The following is a 17486-nucleotide window of genomic DNA, read 5'->3' as shown; positions in this document are numbered from 1 at the left end:
CACCACAAAACCTGTGGGAGCTGGCTTGCCAGCGATGAGGGCTGATCAGGCCAAGCTGTGTTGCCTGACACACCGCCATCGCTGGCAAGCCAGCTCCCACAGGGTTTTGTGGTGTTCGCAGATTCCGCAGGCAACCACCATCAGTTGTAGGAGTGAGCCTGCTCGCGAATGCGCTGGGTCAGGCACAGCTGTGTTGCCTGACACACCGCCATCGCTGGCAAGCCAGCTCCCACAGGGGTTTGTGGTGTTCGCAGATTCCGCAGACGACCCACATTTGAATTGATGCAAAGATCAGAGGTCGACGTGGCTTTCGTTGAGGCGCTCGCGCAGAAACTCGACCAGCGCCTGCACCGGTCGGGAGGCCTGGCGATGCTGCGGGTACACCGCCGACAACGTCAGCGGCTCGGGGCGCAAGTCATCCAGCACCGGCACCAGTCGGCCATCCTTCAACGCCGCGCCGACAATGAACGTCGGCAGATAGGTAATCCCCATCCCCTGCACCGCCGCATCCCTGAGCAGTTCGCCGTTGTTCACGCGCATGCGCCCGGTGACATTGACCAACACAGGCTTGCCCTGCCCCGCGTTGAAGCGCCACTGCACCGAACGGCTATGCCCATAAGGCAAACAGTCATGGCGGTGCAGGTCTTCCGGCTCAAGCGGCGTGCCCCGTTCGGCCAGATACGCCGGGCTGGCGCAGTACACCCGTTCGATCGACGCAATGCGCCGGGCAATCAGCGTCGAGTCTTCCAGCACGCCGATGCGCAACGCCAAGTCGTAGCCCTCGCCGAGCAAATCCACCGGCCGATCACTCAGATCCACTTCCACCGTGACCTCGCGATAGCGCTGCAAAAACATCGGCAGCAGACACCCCAGATGCGCCACGGCAAACGACAGCGGCGCACTCAGGCGAATTGTCCCGCGTGGCTCGGCGGTTTGCCCGGCGATGCCCTGCTCCACTTGCTCGACTTCGCCCAGCAAACGCAAGGCCGATTCGTAATAACTCTGCCCCAGCGGCGTGACGTCCAGGCGCCGGGTCGAGCGGTTCAACAACCGCACGCCGAGACGCTCTTCCAACTGCATCAAACGGCGGCTGACGAACTGCTTGGACAGCCCCAATTGATCAGCCGCCGACGTGAAGCTGCCGGACTCCATCACCTGGCAAAAAATACGCATGTCTTCGAACGGGTTCATTGTCACTCTCTGGTGGACAGTTAAACGCTTTATAGCCGCTTTTTCACTTTCGAGCAGCTCATTAATCTGTGCTCACGGTGTTGCTGAGGCCTGAAGCCCAGCGCCACAGCAGCCCGCAACCCAGGCATAAAAAATCAAAAACATTCAAAAGGATTTCCACCATGAACATCGTCAAAAAAACCCTCACCGCTTCCCTCCTCGCCCTGTCCATCGGCAACGCCTTCGCCGCCGAAAGCAGCGGTGTCGAACACAACACCCAGGCCTTCCTCAACGCTCTCGCCGCCGGGGGTGGCAAACCGCTGGAGCAACTGAGCCCGAAAGACGCCCGTGCGGTGCTGACCGGCGCGCAGGCTTCGGTGAAGGTCGACTTGTCCGGCGTTGAAGTCAGCGACAAGGCGATCAAGGTCGATGGCCAGACCATCAACCTGAAAGTGGTGCGTCCGGCCAAGGTCAAAGGCGAGTTGCCGGTGTTCATGTTCTTCCACGGTGGCGGTTGGGTGCTCGGCGATTACCCGACGCACCAGCGCTTGATTCGTGACTTGGTAGTGGGCTCTGGCGCCGTGGCGGTGTACGTCGATTACACGCCGTCGCCGGAAGCGCAGTACCCGACCGCGATCAATCAGGCTTACGCCGCAACGAAATGGGTGGCCGAGCACGGCAAGGACATCGGTGTCGACGGCAAGCGCCTGGCAGTGGCCGGCAACAGCGTCGGCGGCAACATGGCGGCGGTCGTGGCGCTGATGGCCAAGGAACAGAAAACCCCGGCGCTGCGCTTCCAGTTGCTGATGTGGCCGGTGACCAACGCGCAGTTCGATGACGGTTCTTACCAGCAATTTGCCGAGGGTCACTTCCTCACCAAAGGCATGATGCAGTGGTTCTGGGACAAATACACCACCAACCCGGCCGAGCGTGCGCAGATCCATGCTTCGCCGCTGAACGCCAGCGCCGAACAGCTCAAGGGCTTGCCCGCCGCACTGGTGCAGACCGCCGAGTTCGACGTGTTGCGTGACGAAGGCGAAGGCTATGCGCGGCACCTCGATGCGGCCGGCGTGGCGGTGACCTCGGTGCGTTACAACGGGATGATTCATGACTTCGGCCTGCTCAATCCGCTGAGCCAGATTCCTGAGGTGAAAGCGGCCGTGCGTCAGGCGGCGGCTGAGCTGAAGACTCATTTGAATCCTTAAAATCAGAAGATCGCAGCCTTCGGCAGCTCCTACATTGGAATGCATTTCCCTGTAGGAGCTGCCGCAGGCTGCGATCTTTTTATTGGCAGACACTGCGGAGCTTCGGTCATGACATTTTTCTACACCCACCTGCTGTCCTGGAGCGCCGCCCTGCTGCTGCTCGACGCGGTACTTTGGCACTTCTCGCCCTTCACCCATCGCGCCCCGAGAGTGGGTGTGCGGCTGGTGCTGTTTCTGGCATTCACGGCGCTGGTGATCAACGCCGGTGTCAGTCCGTTGCAAGCGCCGGTGTTCGTCGATGACCGGGTCGCACAACTGGGTGCAACGGCGCTGGGAATTCTCTGGTGGTTGTACGCCGCACGGGTGCTGACCGAAGTGATCGGCCTGGCGCTGATGCGTCGCATCGGCCACAGCGGTCGCTTGTTGCAGGACGTGATCGGCGCCCTGGTGTTTCTCATCGCCACGGTCGCGGCAGCGGGTTACGTGCTGGAGCTGCCGGTGAAAGGCTTGCTGGCGACTTCCGGCGTGGTCGCCATCGTCGTCGGTCTGGCCCTGCAAAGCACCTTGGCCGATGTGTTTTCCGGGATCGTGCTCAACACCACCAAGCCTTATCAAGTGGACGATCTGGTGATGATCGACGGCGTCGAAGGCAAGGTCTTCGACATCGACTGGCGCGCCACACACCTGCTGACCAGCGCCGGCACCATGGCCGTGGTGCCGAACTCGGTGGCGGCCAAGGCGAAAATCGTCAACCTCAGTCGCCCGAACAACATGCACGGCGTGTCGATCAGCATCAAAGTACCGAACCACATTCGTCCGCGCCGGGTGCTCGATGCGCTCGACCGCACCTTGCAGGGCAGCAGTTCGTTGTTGCTCAGCCCCGCGCCAAAAGCTGTGTTGAAAGAGGCCGGCGAAACCACCTCGGAATACGTCGCCAGCGGTTTCATCGCTGAACTGGGCAAAAAAAGCGAGGTGCGCAATCAACTGTTCGACCTCGCTCACCGGCATCTCGAAGCCGCCGGCATTTCCCGGCACCCGGACGGCGTGATCGAACCCTCGACCCGCGCCCGTGCGCTGCTGGATGAAGTGAAAATCTTCCGTTCGCTGAGCAGCGAAGAACGCGATCGCCTCGCCGAATCGATGGTTGCGCAGCAATACACTGCAGGCCAAGTGGTGCTGGATCTGGATGAGGTGCCGGACAGTTTGTTTGTGATCGCCACAGGCGTGGTCAGCGCGACCGTGCCGGACGGCGCCAGCAAAATCGAGGCGGGACGGATGGGGCCGAGCGAGGTCATGGGAGAACAAAGCATTCTGGCGGATACGCCGTCGCAGGCGACGTTCACGGCGCTGACGTCGAGCATCATTTATCGACTCGACAAGGGCCTCACCCGTCAGTGCATGGAACAGCGCACGGAGGTGGGTCGGGCATTGAATAAATTGCAGGCGGTGCGTCAGCAGAACAGTCGCCTCGCGTTGATGGCCAAGCCGGTGGCGGTGAGGAAAGGTGGGTTTCTGGGGTGGTTGCAGAAGCGCTGAAAGCAAAAGATCGCAGCCTGCATAGCATCTCCCTGTAGGAGCTGCCGGAGGCTGCGATCTTTTGATCTTACTTGGCGGTGAGCTTGGTGTAGCTGTTGATCAGGTTGCGGTAGTTAGGCAGACGCTCCGACAGCAGATGCGCCAGGCCTTCCATGTCGTTGCGCCAGTCGCCCTGCAGCTCGCACGCCACCGAGAACCAGTTCAGCAGATGTGCACCCGCCGCCGACATCCGCGCCCACGCCGCTTGCTGCACGGTGGTGTTGAAGGTGCCTGACGAGTCGGTCACCACAAACACTTCGTAGCCTTCAGCAATCGCCGACAAGGTCGGGAACGCTACGCAAACGTCCGTCACCACACCGGCGATGATCAGTTGCTTGCGACCGGTGGCCTTGATGGCTTTGACGAAGTCTTCGTTGTCCCAGGCATTGATCTGGCCTGGACGCTGAATGAACGGCGCATCCGGAAACTGCTCGCGCAGCTCAGGCACGATCGGGCCGTTAGGGCCGGCATCAAAACTGGTGGTGAGGATGGTCGGCAGTTTGAAGAACTTGGCGATGTCGCCCAGCGCCAGCACGTTGTTCTTGAATTCGTTCGGGGTGAAATCCTGGACCAGCGAGATCAGGCCGGTCTGGTGGTCGACCAGCAGTACGACTGCGTCATCTTTGTTCAGACGTGTGTAAGGAACGCTCATGGGAAAACTCCTGATGGACGGATGGATGAAGCGTTAAGCGCCGGACCGGATGGCCGGCGCTTGTGACGGAAATCAGAAAGCGAAGCAGGAGCAGCCGAACGCGCCCCAGAAACCGGCGAAGTCGCTGACCGGTGCGTTCGACATCCGTGCCTTTTCATGGCTGTGGGTGTGCACCGCGCACGGGCCGCTGCACTGGTGAACCTGCGCCTGTAACGGCGAATTCGGTCGCCAGTGGCCCGGGACCTTCACCACCGGCGACCAGTCCGGCAGCACTGGAATCGAGCGTGGGCCGAGGTCTTCGAAGTCGCCAGCGGCGTAGACAATCTTGCCGCCGACCACGGTCATGACCGATTCAATCCACTTGATCGCTTCTTCTTCGACATGGAAGAAGTCCGCGCTCAGCGCCGCCAGATCCGCCAGTTGCCCGACCTTGATCTGGCCCTTCTTGCCCTGCTCCGAGGAGAACCAGGCGCTGCCGTGGGTGAACAGTTCCAGCGCGGTGGTGCGTGGCAAACCCTCTTCGTACAAGGCCAGACCGCCGACGGTGCGACCGCTGACCATCCAGTACAGCGAAGTCCACGGGTTGTAGCTCGAGACCCGCGTGGCATCGGTGCCGGCGCCGACCGGTACGCCTTCGGCGAGCATGCGTTTGATCGGCGGGGTCGCCTCGGCGGCTTGCTTGCCATAACGGTCGACGAAGTATTCGCCCTGGAACGCCATGCGATCCTGAATCGCGATACCGCCGCCCAATGCCTTCACCCGCTCAATGTTTTGCGGGGTGATGGTTTCGGCGTGGTCGAAGAACCACGGCAGACCGTTGAACGGAATGTCCCGGTTGACCTTCTCGAACACGTCGAGCATGCGGCTGATCGATTCGTTGTACGTCGCGTGTAAACGGAACGGCCAACGCTGTTCAACCAGGTGGCGCACCACCGGCTCCAGCTCTTCTTCCATGGTTTGCGGCAGGTCCGGGCGCGGTTCGAGGAAGTCTTCGAAGTCCGCTGCGGAGAACACCAGCATCTCGCCGGCGCCGTTGTGGCGCAGGAAGTCGTCGCCCTGGTGCAACTTGACGCTGCCGGTCCAGTTCTGGAAGTCGCTCAGTTCTTCTTTGGGCTTCTGGGTAAACAGGTTGTAGGCGATGCGCACGGTCAACTGGTCGTCTTTGGCCAGTTGCTCGATCACCTGATAATCGTCCGGGTAGTTCTGGAAACCACCGCCGGCATCGATTGCACTGGTCAGGCCAAGGCGATTGAGTTCGCGCATGAACTGGCGGGTCGAGTTGACCTGATATTCCAGCGGCAGCTTCGGCCCTTTGGCCAGCGTCGAGTACAGGATCATTGCGTTCGGCCGTGCGACCAGCATGCCGGTCGGGTTGCCGTTGCTGTCGCGGACGATCTCGCCACCCGGCGGGTTCGGCGTGTGACGGGTGTAACCGGCCACGCGCAACGCGGCGCGGTTGAGCAAGGCGCGGTCATACAGGTGCAGGATGAACACCGGGGTGTCCGGCGCGGCCTGGTTGATTTCTTCCAAGGTCGGCATGCGTTTTTCGGCGAACTGGAATTCGTTCCAGCCACCGACCACGCGCACCCATTGCGGGGTCGGCGTACGGTCAGCCTGATCCTTGAGCATGCGCAACGCGTCAGCCAGCGACGGCACGCCTTCCCAACGCAGTTCGAGGTTGTAGTTCAAACCGCCACGGATCAGGTGCAAGTGCGAGTCGTTGAGGCCAGGGATCACGCAGCGGCCATGCATATCGACCACTTGCGTGTTCGGCCCGCGCAGGGCCATGGCCTGGTTGTCGTTGCCGACGACCACGAAGCGGCCATCGGTAATCGCCACGGCACTGGCCAGCGGCTTGGTGCGGTCGACGGTATGAAATTGGCCATTGAACAGAATCAGATCGGCGCTCATCGCAGTTCCTCAAGCAAAGTAAAAAGAAGCAAACCCCGCGCGCTCAGCGTGGCGAGGTTTCTTGGGAATCGAGGTGTTCATGGGCCTGGCTGGCTTCGAGCCACGGCGTAAACAAACGGGTGACCGGCGGCATCACCACGTACACCACCGAGAGGACGATGGTCAGGGTGATCAGGAACGTGGCGACCACGTAATTGGAAAGGATCGGATGCAGCCCCAGCAGCGGCCCCCAGATCAGCGGCACCAGCAAGGTGTGCGGCAGAATCACCAGCAGCGTGACCACGGCCTGCTTCCAGCGTGGCGGCGGCGAAGCGGCATCGGCCAGCGGCGAGAACCAGAATTCTTTGATCGGCGCAACTTCGGTCTGATCGCCATCAGCCAGCATCGGCGCGGCTTCGGCGACCAGTGCCTGACGCTGCGGCGACTCCAGCCAGCCTTGCATCGCTTCAGTGGAGCTGAAACGCAGCACACAGGTGTAGAAATCGAGACGGCCGCGTTTGCCACGCACCACGTCTACGCCCAAATGGCCTTCACGCTGGCTCGCCACGCGGACGATATTGCGCAGCCAGGCTTCATACGTTGACTCGAAACCGGCCTTGATCCGGTGCTTGATGATCAACGTGACGGTCTCATCGGCCCCCGGTGCTTGTGAATTGAGGACTTCAGGCATAACGCAGCACTCCGGGCAAACGAACAGGAATCACCAGCCGTCCCGGCCCGGCGATCAACACAGTGGTAAACAGGATCAACAGCAACCAGCCGAACTGCCCTTCGGCCACACTCCATTGCGGATGCACGACCAGCAGCGCCACCAGCAGCACAAAGAGAATAGGCACGCAGGCCAATCGCGCCAGTAACCCGGCGACGATCAGTAGCGGACAGACGACTTCGGCGAAAATCGCCAGGATCAACGTGAGGTGAGCACCGAGGTGGAACGGGTCTTCGATCAGTTGCAGCTGCGCGGTGAAATCCAGCAGCTTGGGCAAACCGTGGACCCACAGCAGGAACAACCCACCGGCCATCCGCAGAAACAGCAAACCGATGTCGCGCGCCTGTTCATCCCGTGGAGAAACGTGCATGGGCCCACCCTTGAATAGTTATTGGGGGGAATCATGCCGGGGATGGGTGAAAGGAAATTGGATACGTGTGCTTAGTTCGCCGGCGTACCGGAATATTCAGAACACTGCAGCCCCTTGTGGGAGCTGGCTTGCCAGCGATAGCGAAGTGTCAGACGCCGCCGCTGTTGGCTGAGCTGACGCCAACGCTTGATCGTCCCCACGCTCTGCGTGGGAATGCATCAACGGACGCTCCGCGTTCGGCTCTGGAGGGGACGCGGAGCGTCCCGTGCGGCATTCCCACGCGGAGCGTGGGAACGATCATGTTCAGGCAGGGAGATCGAGGCTATCCAGCGCCCGATTTACTGCCAACTCCCCCAGCATGATCAACTGCGCAATCCCCAACAACGCCCGACGTTGCGGCGCGGGCAACAGGTGGGCGACGTCCTGGGCGATGGTTTTGGCAGAAGCCAAGGTTTCGCTGGCGTCGGTCAGCAGTGCTTCGTTTTTGGTGTCGGCAGTGACCGCGTACATGGCGCGGGTTTTGCGAGGCGGTGGTGTGGAACCGGGGGGACAGAGGTAATGGTCGAGGGCGCGGTCGGCGGCTTGGTGGAGTTTTCTGGAATCGATGGATTCGTAGGCGGATGTGGGATCGATGTTCGGAGGGTTGGGTGTGGCTTTGAACATGGTGAATCTCCTTTTTAGTGCTGAGATCACCACGTCCTGTCGCTAAACAGGATGGGTGGCGACCGTATGCAGGTTAGCGAACCGGAAAAAAGGCAACCCGGTAGACCCGAAGGTCTCCCGCATACAGCCGCCATAGCGAGGTGCAGACGATTGTCTGCAACGAAGCATGGGCGCTGGTGCACTTTTTTGGTCCGAGTCGCTAAACCCGATCACTGAACCTATCAGCGACCAGCAAACGATAAAGACCCAACCACAGACGCACAAGCCGGCGGATTCTGGCGTAGCTGTAGGCAAAGGCGCAAGGTTGCGTAGCCTGAAAGAGTGTCTGTGGGTGTTGCTTAAACGGCGCTGTTTAAAGCGCCGACAAACCAAGCATCACACTGCTCCCATAGGGTCCAAGTGTTTGCTGCAACGTTGATTGTTCACGCGTTGTGCGCGCCTTGAGGCATTCCGATACAGCGCGTGAAAATGATCAACCTACTTGGAATCAGCCGCCGTTGCCCGCGCCGCTGTTTACCGAGACTGTGGTTCGGCAACGTGGACTGCCATGTATTCACATCTCATTCAGTGCTACACACAATTTTATGAATTACGCACATAGCACCCCAACCTTGCCTAGCAGTAAGCTGAACAATATTAAATCCACCAAAAAACTGATCATTTGGCATGCGAATCTTTATGACTGTACTGTCGTTAACACTAACTAGTGGCTGGGAACAAATACTACCGTTCTTTCCAAAGAAATTTATTTCACCTACAACCGCTCCGACTCCTTCACCGCTTCCATCGCCCGGACCTGTATTACAAGTAATATTCAATAAAGCTGATTTAAAGGAACGCCCCTTCAAGTCAAACAATATTCTATGCTGTCCGTATCCTCCGTTTCCACTCGCACCATTTACTAACCACAATGGCGAACCGCCGATTAAGACATTAGGATTTCCACTCATACGAACATATGTCAATGTCGCAACGCCAACATCACGAGGCACGCCAGACACAAAATATGTTTCGGGGCCGAAATAATCAATTACAACATCACTCTCTAATATTGAAAAAGTCCTTGGAGGTTCCGAAACATGCCCACTGCCGTAAAGAGCCTTAATTGTAAAGCTATGCCTCGCAACACTCAGCCCTGACAGATCCGACACCCAGGTGCCTGTTTCCGCATCTGCAGTTTCTTGCCCTATAGAAACCACACCATCAAATACTTCAATACGCTGACCTTTCGTCGCTGTTCCACTTAACGTAACCGCAGTTTCAAAAGTCGTACCCTCTGGTTTTATAATCTCACCGCTCGGCCTGCCAATTACCGACTCAATGGTCGGCTTCATATCCGCCACAACTTTAACGCCATAACTGCGCACCGGAAAACTCACCGCGTCACTCTCAACCTGACTCCCGCCCAACCCCGCTTTAAACTGCATACTCAGCGCACTGCCATGTTTAAGATTCTGCAGTTCAGCGAGCGGAATCGCAGCGGTGAAAAAACCCTGATTGATCCACACCTGATTGGTGGAGGCACCCGGTACTTTCCACAGCACTTTTTGGTAATTGCTGTCGTCCGCATTGGTCCCGGTCACGGTTAGCCACACCGGTTGCCCCAGCGCAATGAACGGCCAAACGCCCATCCGCGCCGTGCCATTGGCGGTTAAACCACTGACATCAAGCTCGGCGCCTTCGCCATTGTTGGCTGCCTCAATGATGGTCGGTTGTACCAGCACATGCTGCGGCAAACTTTGTACGCTCAGTGTCAGCGGCGGCGATGGTGTGGTTTGGCCTGCGCGAGTGACGGTGTACGCCACTGTCACCGTTTTGCCCAGATTGAACGCCAACACTGACACCGGCAGCGCAATTTCCTGCGGCCCCACCGCCTGCACGGTTTTCGGTGGCGCCGTGTGCGACCCACCCGCTGCCGTGCCTGCGGCTCCCGTCCAGGTGACGGTGATGATGTCACCGACTTTCAGCCCGGCGTCCACCACTGCTGTCAAACTGTTCAGCGCCGCCAGCGGGTCGAGGGTGCTGCCCGACGCTTGCTTGATAGTGGGCGCCTTCAAATCCGGCGCGGCCTCGCCGGTGACTTTGGCGCTGGCTACTCTGGAGTTGCCGACCGGATCGCCATTGGATCGGCGCAATGCATACGTCACGGTCACGTTGCTGCTGGCGACGACCTTGTCGTTGGGTACGTTCAAAACGCAGGGCTTTTTCTGCCCGAAGGGATCAACCTCCACAGTGCCGCTGACCGTCACAACCACATCGGGCTGCCCTGCCAGTCTCCCGGTGTAAACGGCTTCAACCACATCACCCGCCTGAAACCGGTTATCCGCCGTCACCACAACCACCAGCAACGGCCCCCCCGCCAGTTTTTCCAGGTCAATGATGCTCGCGTCATCCCCCGGAAAATCTTCCATGCGCTCCAGCAGAATCGGCATCGGCAATTGCGAGCCATCAAGATCCTCGTCCACACGCTGCACCGGCGACCATGGCTCATTGGTGTCCGGGCCGTTGCCGATCTGGTCGGTGACGGTGAAGCGGAAATTGAGTTTTTTATCCAGGCGTTTGGCTTGCTCGAGATAGGCGCGGATAACGGTGAAGCAAATGGTGATCGGTACTTCCGAGCCGGGATTTGGCGGTTGCGGGGCTTGGTCGCGACTGACGGTGACGGGTGGCAGCAGTTCGCCGTTGCAACTCAGGATGATGTCGTCGTAGGCCCGGCAATAGGGGTAGGAGACGCACACCTGCGCACTGACAAAATCCGCGCCGACGCCGTTTTTGATCGCGTCGGGCAATTCGAGTTTGAGTTCGGAGTGGCCGCCGGGCACGTCCATTTCGTCGCGCAGGCCGGGGCGGATGCGATTGTAGAGAATCTGCAGCGGCGGTTCGGACTCGCCTTTGTTGTTGCTGCCGCGCGTGATGGTGTAGGTCAACAGGTTGACCCGATCCGGATGCAGACGGCCGCGTGGGATGCGCAATGTCCAGCGCGCGTTGGGGTTCTGAACCGTCTGCACATCCAGCACTGACGACTCGCCCTCCAGCCACAGTGACAAGACATCCCCCACCTCGACCTCGCCCACCGGTGGCGGATCAACGATCACTTGCGCCCCCAGGCCGTCGGTTACCAGATCGTAAGCCACCAAAGGCACCCCGATGTGCGCGCCAATCACTGATTCGGTCTGGCCATTGACCATGGGCGGGAAAAGCACGAGGACGGTGTTGTCGGCGGTCTCGGATAGGGTCATGAACGGCGCTCCTGCGCAGCGGAATGGGCAGGTTTGATCAGAGCGCGTTTTTGTAGATGGCGCACCTGTCAGAGTTGACAGGTGCGGGGTGGATTCCGATGAATGGTGATGCGGTGAGTATTGCTCAGTGATCGTCCCCACGCTCTGCGTGGGAATGCATCAACGGACGCTCCGCGTTCGGCTCTGGAGGGGACGCGGAGCGTCCCGGGCTGCATTCCCACGCGGAGCGTGGGAACGATCATGTTCAGGCAGGGAGATCGAGATTATCCAGCGCCCGATTCACCGCCAATTCGCCGAGCATGATCAACTGCGCAATCCCCAACAACGCCCGGCGCTGCGGCGCGGGCAACAGGTGGGCGACGTCCTGGGCGATGGTTTTGGCAGAAGCCAATGTTTCGCTGGCGTCGGTCAGCAGAGCTTCGTTTTTGGTGTCGGCGGTGACCGCGTACATGGCGCGGGTTCTGCGGGGCGGCGGTGTGGAACCGGGGGGACAGAGGTAGTGGTCGAGGGCGCGGTCGGCGGCTTGGTGGAGCTTTCTGGAATCGATGGATTCGTAAGCGGATGTGGGATCGATGTTCGGAGGGTTGGGTGTTGGTTTGATCATGGTGAAACTCCGTGAAGGACTGAGCCGCCACGACTTATCGCTAAACAAGTTGAGGGTGGCGGCTGTACGCAGGTTAGCGATCCGGGTCACAGAAACCCCGGGTAGACCATTCGGTCTCCCACGCACAGCCACCATTACGCGATTGCATTGCAGAGACCCACAATCGAGAGCGGAGCGTTGTTGCGTCTGTAGTCGAAGCCGGATCGCTAAACCCGATCGCTGAATCTGTCAGCGACCCGCAAACGATAAAGACCGGACCACAAGCGCACAAGCCGGCGGATTCTGGCTTAGCTGTAGGCAAAGGCGCAAGGTTGCGTAGTCTGAAAGAGTGTCTGAGGGTGTTGCTTAAACGGCGCTGTTTAAAAACACCGTTTAAGCATCACACCGCTTCACTGTGGGAGCGGCGTTCGACTACCAACCAAAGGGCGAAAAACCTGGAGATCAATTGAGATCAATTTAGTTATTCTTAAAACAACCAAATCAACCAACACCACTAGAACTCACCATACTTCCATAGAATAACTTCCCCCATCGAACGTTGGATCAGTCGCCTGACTATAATAATAGCCCGGAGGGGTGTTCAACGTGACTTGAGTAGATCCCGCTGGCGCAACGGGCCACGCAGAAATGACAGGTGAACTTGCAATGATTACACGAGGAAAAGGACAGGCAGGAAAAAATACAGTATAGGCACTCCCCCCTCCCGTTATACGCAGTGGAGGGTTCTTCGTTTTAGTAACACGAAAAACATCAGACACATCACCTCCAGCAGCGGATGTTTTTACAACAAACTCGTGAATTCCCACACTCAAATTCACTCTCTTTGAGAACCAAAATCCGTCTATCACCACCATTGTTTCAATCAAAACCGAACCGTCGTACAACAACACGCTTTGTGAGTCAGCACTCCCATACAAATTAAGCCATGCAAAGGCGACTGTGGAGTCATGAACCACTTCTGGTTGCGCCCAAGTATTATAAACAAGCCCTTTTACTGAATTAATTAACAACTTGCTAACAACAACAGCAAACCTTCGAGGCAACGACACTGGCTGCGTTCCGTAAGTCGACCTGGCTATAAAAACATGATCATCAACCGAAAGATCTGAAATAGTTTTCCGCCACTCGCCATTTGCATTCACTGTGGCTTTACCTTGCGAAATCTCACCATCAAAGATTTCTACTTCAAAATCAGGCGTCGCCTTCCCTACCAGCTCGACTGAAGTTTCTCGGATCTTGCCGCCCTCTGGAACATCAGTCCCGCTAGGCCTCGCCGTTACTGCGCTAATAGTGGTCTCCTCTTCCAAGACAGCTAGAACTTTGTAACTCCGCACCGGAAAACTCACCGCCTCACTCTCAACCTGACTCCCGCCCAACCCCGCTTTAAACTGCATACTCAACGCACTGCCATGTTTAAGATTCTGCAGTTCAGCGAGCGGAATCGCAGCGGTGAAAAAACCCTGATTGATCCACACCTGATTGGTGGAGGCACCCGGTACTTTCCACAGCACTTTTTGGTAACTGCTGTCGTCCGCATTGGTCCCGGTCACGGTTAGCCACACCGGTTGCCCCAGCGCAATGAACGGCCAAACGCCCATCCGCGCCGTGCCATTGGCGGTTAAACCACTGACATCAAGCTCGGCGCCTTCGCCATTGTTGGCTGCCTCGATGATGGTCGGCTGTACCAGCACATGCTGCGGCAAACTTTGTACGCTCAGTGTCAGCGGCGGCGATGGTGTGGTTTGGCCTGCGCGAGTGACGGTGTACGCCACCGTCACCGTTTTGCCCAGATTGAACGCCAACACTGACACCGGCAGCGCAATTTCCTGCGGCCCCACCGCCTGCACGGTTTTCGGTGGCGCCGTGTGCGACCCACCCGCCGCTGTGCCTGCTGCCCCCATCCAGGTGACGGTGATGATGTCACCGACTTTCAGCCCGGCGTCCACCACTGCCGTCAGACTGTTCAGCGCCGCCAGCGGATCCAGGCTGCTGCCCGACGCCTCCTTGATGCTCGGTGCCTTCAAGTCCGGTGCGGCCTCGCCCGTGACCTTGGCATTGGCTGTTTTGGAACCGCCGACCAGATCGCCGTTTGGCTTGCTCAGTTGATAACTCACGGCGACATCGCTGTTCGCCACGATCTTGTCGTTAGGCACTCTCAGGATGCAGGTTTGCTTGACGCCAAACGGATCCCCTTCGACCGTCCCACTCACCGCCACCACAACATCCGGCTGCCCTGCGAGTTTCGCTGTGTAGGTGGCCTCTACTTTGTCGCCTACCTGAAAGCGATTATCTGAAGTCACCACAACCACCAGCAACGGTCCCCCCGCCAGTTTTTCCAGGTCAATGATGCTCGCGTCATCCCCCGGAAAATCTTCCATGCGCTCCAGCAGAATCGGCATCGGCAATTGCGTGCCGTCCAGATCCTCGTCCACACGCTGCACCGGCGACCATGGCTCATTGGTGTCCGGGCCGTTGCCGATCTGGTCGGTGACGGTGAAGCGGAAATTGAGTTTTTTATCCAGCCGTTTGGCTTGCTCCAGATAGGCGCGGGTAACGGTGAAGCAAATGGTGATCGGTACTTCCGAGCCGGGATTTGGCGGTTGCGGGGCTTGGTCGCGACTGACGGTGACGGGTGGCAGCAGTTCGCCATTGCAACTGAGGATGATGTCGTCGTAGGCCCGGCAATAGGGGTAGGAGACGCACACCTGCGCACTGACAAAATCCGCGCCGACGCCGTTTTTGATCGCGTCGGGCAATTCGAGTTTGAGTTCGGAGTGGCCGCCGGGCACGTCCATTTCGTCGCGCAGGCCGGGGCGGATGCGATTATAGAGAATCTGCAGCGGCGGTTCGGACTTACCTTTGTTGTTGCTGCCGCGCGTGACGGTGTAGGTCAACAGGTTGACCCGATCCGGATGCAGACGGCCCCGTGGGATGCGCAGCGTCCAGCGCGCGTTGGGGTCCTGAATCGTCTGCACATCCAGCACTGACGATTCGCCCTCCAGCCACAATGACAAGACATCCCCCACCTCGACCTCGCCCACCGGTGGCGGATCAACGATCACTTGCGCTCCCAGGCCGTCGGTTACCAGATCGTAAGCCACCAAAGGCACCCCGATGTGCGCGCCAATCACTGATTCGGTCTGGCCATTGACCATGGGCGGGAAAAGCACGAGGACGGTGTTGTCGGCGGTCTCGGATAGGGTCATGAACGGCGCTCCTGCGCAGCGGAATGGGCAGGTTTGATCAGAGCGCGTTTTTGTAGATGGCGCACCTGTCAGAGTTGACAGGTGCGGGGTGGTTTCCGATGAATGGTGATGCGGTGAGTATTGCTCAGTGATCGTTCCCACGCTCTGCGTGGGAATGCATCACCGGACGCTCCGCGTTCGGCTCTGGAGGGGACGCGGAGCATCCCGGGCTGCATTCCCACGCGGAGCGTGGGAACGATCATGTTCAGGCAGGGAGATCGAGGTTATCCAACGCCCGATTCACCGCCAACTCCCCCAGCATGATCAACTGTGCAATCCCCAACAACGCCCGGCGCTGCGGCGCGGGCAACAGGTGGGCGACGTCCTGGGCGATGGTTTTGGCAGAAGCCAAGGTTTCGCTGGCGTCGGTCAGCAGTGCTTCGTTTTTGGTGTCGGCGGTTACCGCGTAAATGCCGCGGGTTTTGCGAGGCGGTGGCGTGGAGCCGGGTGGGCAGAGGTAATGGTCGAGGGCGCGGTCGGCGGCTTGGTGGAGCTTTCTGGAATCAATGGATTCGTAGGCGGATGCGGGATCGATGTTCGGAGGGTTGGGTGTGGCTTTGAACATGGTGAATCTCCTTTTTAGTGCTGAGATCACCACGTCCTGTCGCTAAACAGGATGGGTGGCGACCGTATGCAGGTTAGCGAACCGGAAAAAAGGCAACCCGGTAGACCCGAGGGTCTCCCGCATACAGCCGCCATAGCGAAGTGCAGACGATTGCCTGCAACGAAGCATGAGCACTGGTGCACTTTTTTGGTCCGAGTCGCTAAACCCGATCACTGAACCTTTCAGCGACCAGCAAACGATAAAGACCCGACCACCAGCGCACAAGCCGGCGGATTCTGGCGTAGCTGTAGGCAAAGGCGCAAGGTTGCGTAGCCTGAAAGAGTGTCTGAGGGTGTTGCTTAAACAGCAGTGTTTAAACCACCGACAACTCGAGGTTCACACCGATCGCTGTAGGAGTGAGCCTGCTCGCGATAGCGATATTCCAGTGACATAAATGTTGACTGACACGACGCCATCGCGAGCAGGCTCACTCCTACAAGGGATTGGTTTTGGTTCGGAGATGGAGGTGGGGACTCAGATCGCCGGGATATCCAGTGGCGCCGCCATGAACTGGCTGATCCGCGCGCGCAGCCATTTCTCCGCCGGGTCGTTGTCATGCACCCCGCTCCAGGCCATCGACAACTGCGCCGCATCAATCGGGAATGGCGGGTCTTCGGCGCGCAGCGCACAACCTTCGACCAGCGCACACGCGGCGTAATCCGGCACGGTGGCGATCATTTCAGTGCCAGCGAGCAAGGCGCGCAGACCGCTGAATTGCGGCACGCCGAGGACCACGCGGCGGCTGCGTCCGACCTTGGCCAGGTCCATGTCGATGTTGCCGCTCAAGTCGCCGGAGAACGACACCATCGCGTGCGGGCGCGCGCAATATTCGTCGAGGGTCAGCGGCCCCGGACGGTCGTCGCCACGCAGGACTTTGCAGGGAATGTCACGGAGTTTTTTGCGCTTGGCGTTGGCCGGCAAATCGGTGGTGTAACTGACGCCGACGGAGATTTCCCCCGACGCCAGCAGTGCCGGCATCAGCAGATAGTTGGCGCGACGCACGACCACGACAATCCCCGGTGCCTCCTGCTGAAGCTGGCGTAACAGCGGCGGAAACAGCCCAAATTCGGCGTCGTCCGACAAACCGATACGGAACACGTCGCAGCTGCTCTCCGGTTCGAACTCTTTGGCGCGGCTGACGGCGCCGGAAATCACGTCCATCGCCGGTTGCAGCTCCTTGAGGATGGCCAGTGCACGGGCCGTCGGTTCCATGCCGCGACCGTTGCGCAACAGCAACGGATCGTCGAACAGATCACGCAAACGCCCGAGCGCCGCGCTGACCGCGGGCTGGCCCATAAACAGTTTTTCGGCGACGCGGGTCAGGTTCTTCTCGAACATCAGCGCTTCGAAAATCACCAGCAAATTCATGTCGACGCGGCGCAGATCGTTACGGTTCATGGGCACGGATTCCTTATAGCCAACCAGACGCAAGTGCTGCGCACTGTACGCGATCCACGGCCCTGTGAACGCGGAGCCAGAGCGAAATTAACAACGATTAACTCGTCAGTCACTGCGCCCCGTCCAACAATGAGTCCCTCT

The 17486-nt window shown here is 59.1% G+C and carries 13 protein-coding genes; 2 read left to right on the top strand and 11 right to left on the bottom strand.

The window, feature by feature from the left end; translation table 11 throughout:
- Positions 1–291 precede the first annotated feature (291 nt).
- On the bottom strand, positions 292–1191 hold the full coding sequence (locus AC3Y64_RS10520) for a LysR family transcriptional regulator (RefSeq protein ID WP_489987370.1): 900 nt from the start codon (positions 1189–1191) through the stop codon (positions 292–294).
- Positions 1192–1352: 161 nt separating this feature from the next.
- Between AC3Y64_RS10520 and AC3Y64_RS10515 the strand changes: the two genes are divergently transcribed.
- Together AC3Y64_RS10515 and AC3Y64_RS10510 are read left to right on the top strand one after the other, a co-directional pair.
- Positions 1353–2375: an alpha/beta hydrolase gene (locus tag AC3Y64_RS10515; protein ID WP_489987369.1), complete on the top strand. Its 1023-nt coding sequence runs from the start codon at positions 1353–1355 to the stop codon at positions 2373–2375.
- A 108-nt stretch (positions 2376–2483) separates the two neighbouring features.
- Positions 2484–3911 (top strand): mechanosensitive ion channel domain-containing protein, encoded by a 1428-nt coding sequence (locus AC3Y64_RS10510; protein ID WP_489987368.1) that lies wholly within the window; start codon positions 2484–2486, stop codon positions 3909–3911.
- Between the two features lie 67 nt (positions 3912–3978).
- On the opposite strand, the gene ycaC is transcribed toward AC3Y64_RS10510, so the two are convergent.
- The 10 genes from ycaC to AC3Y64_RS10460 all read right to left on the bottom strand — a co-directional run bounded on the left by ycaC (position 3979) and on the right by AC3Y64_RS10460 (position 17345).
- The gene (gene ycaC, locus AC3Y64_RS10505) at positions 3979–4602 is read right to left on the bottom strand and encodes an isochorismate family cysteine hydrolase YcaC (RefSeq protein WP_489987367.1); all 624 of its coding nucleotides are present in this window, start codon (positions 4600–4602) and stop codon (positions 3979–3981) included.
- Between the two features lie 72 nt (positions 4603–4674).
- Positions 4675–6513 carry an amidohydrolase gene (locus AC3Y64_RS10500; protein WP_489987366.1) on the bottom strand — a complete coding sequence of 613 codons (1839 nt, stop codon included), beginning with the start codon at positions 6511–6513 and terminating at the stop codon, positions 4675–4677.
- A 43-nt stretch (positions 6514–6556) separates the two neighbouring features.
- Entirely contained in the window at positions 6557–7183 is a 627-nt protein-coding gene (locus AC3Y64_RS10495) for an antibiotic biosynthesis monooxygenase (RefSeq protein WP_489987365.1), read from the bottom strand.
- Positions 7176–7592, bottom strand: coding sequence for a DoxX family protein (locus tag AC3Y64_RS10490; RefSeq protein WP_489987364.1), 417 nt, complete (start codon positions 7590–7592; stop codon positions 7176–7178). Before AC3Y64_RS10490 ends, AC3Y64_RS10495 begins: the two co-directional genes overlap by 8 nt.
- Before the next feature lie 303 nt (positions 7593–7895).
- Positions 7896–8255, bottom strand: a complete 360-nt coding sequence (locus AC3Y64_RS10485; protein ID WP_489987363.1) for a DUF6124 family protein — start codon at positions 8253–8255, stop codon at positions 7896–7898.
- A gap of 560 nt (positions 8256–8815) precedes the next feature.
- The gene (locus AC3Y64_RS10480; RefSeq protein ID WP_489987362.1) at positions 8816–11494 is read right to left on the bottom strand and encodes a hypothetical protein; all 2679 of its coding nucleotides are present in this window, start codon (positions 11492–11494) and stop codon (positions 8816–8818) included.
- 244 nt (positions 11495–11738) lie between these two features.
- A complete protein-coding gene (locus tag AC3Y64_RS10475) occupies positions 11739–12098 on the bottom strand; it encodes a DUF6124 family protein (protein WP_489987361.1) in 360 nt (119 codons plus the stop codon).
- A 500-nt stretch (positions 12099–12598) separates the two neighbouring features.
- On the bottom strand, positions 12599–15304 hold the full coding sequence (locus tag AC3Y64_RS10470; protein WP_489987360.1) for a hypothetical protein: 2706 nt from the start codon (positions 15302–15304) through the stop codon (positions 12599–12601).
- A 244-nt stretch (positions 15305–15548) separates the two neighbouring features.
- Complete coding sequence (locus AC3Y64_RS10465) at positions 15549–15908, bottom strand: DUF6124 family protein (protein ID WP_489987359.1); 360 nt, start codon at positions 15906–15908, stop codon at positions 15549–15551.
- A gap of 513 nt (positions 15909–16421) precedes the next feature.
- Positions 16422–17345, bottom strand: coding sequence for a LysR family transcriptional regulator (locus AC3Y64_RS10460; protein ID WP_489987358.1), 924 nt, complete (start codon positions 17343–17345; stop codon positions 16422–16424).
- Between the last annotated feature and the right edge of the window lie 141 nt (positions 17346–17486).

This window comes from Pseudomonas sp. 4CAES_32.4 (assembly GCF_058136335.1).
Note: the sequence above shows the minus strand (reverse complement) of the source record. Positions and strands in the feature narration are given on the sequence as shown.

Bases quoted from the DNA above. Each gene is read 5' to 3' on its own strand.
- AC3Y64_RS10475 (WP_489987361.1), bottom strand. From the start codon at position 12,098: ATGATCAAACCAACACCCAACCCTCCGAACATCGATCCCACATCCGCT.
- AC3Y64_RS10465 (WP_489987359.1), bottom strand. From the start codon at position 15,908: ATGTTCAAAGCCACACCCAACCCTCCGAACATCGATCCCGCATCCGCC.
- AC3Y64_RS10460 (WP_489987358.1), bottom strand. From the start codon at position 17,345: ATGAACCGTAACGATCTGCGCCGCGTCGACATGAATTTGCTGGTGATT.
- AC3Y64_RS10520 (WP_489987370.1), bottom strand. From the start codon at position 1,191: ATGAACCCGTTCGAAGACATGCGTATTTTTTGCCAGGTGATGGAGTCC.
- AC3Y64_RS10515 (WP_489987369.1), top strand. From the start codon at position 1,353: ATGAACATCGTCAAAAAAACCCTCACCGCTTCCCTCCTCGCCCTGTCC.
- AC3Y64_RS10495 (WP_489987365.1), bottom strand. From the start codon at position 7,183: ATGCCTGAAGTCCTCAATTCACAAGCACCGGGGGCCGATGAGACCGTC.
- ycaC (WP_489987367.1), bottom strand. From the start codon at position 4,602: ATGAGCGTTCCTTACACACGTCTGAACAAAGATGACGCAGTCGTACTG.
- AC3Y64_RS10470 (WP_489987360.1), bottom strand. From the start codon at position 15,304: ATGACCCTATCCGAGACCGCCGACAACACCGTCCTCGTGCTTTTCCCG.
- AC3Y64_RS10480 (WP_489987362.1), bottom strand. From the start codon at position 11,494: ATGACCCTATCCGAGACCGCCGACAACACCGTCCTCGTGCTTTTCCCG.
- AC3Y64_RS10500 (WP_489987366.1), bottom strand. From the start codon at position 6,513: ATGAGCGCCGATCTGATTCTGTTCAATGGCCAATTTCATACCGTCGAC.
- AC3Y64_RS10485 (WP_489987363.1), bottom strand. From the start codon at position 8,255: ATGTTCAAAGCCACACCCAACCCTCCGAACATCGATCCCACATCCGCC.
- AC3Y64_RS10490 (WP_489987364.1), bottom strand. From the start codon at position 7,592: ATGCACGTTTCTCCACGGGATGAACAGGCGCGCGACATCGGTTTGCTG.
- AC3Y64_RS10510 (WP_489987368.1), top strand. From the start codon at position 2,484: ATGACATTTTTCTACACCCACCTGCTGTCCTGGAGCGCCGCCCTGCTG.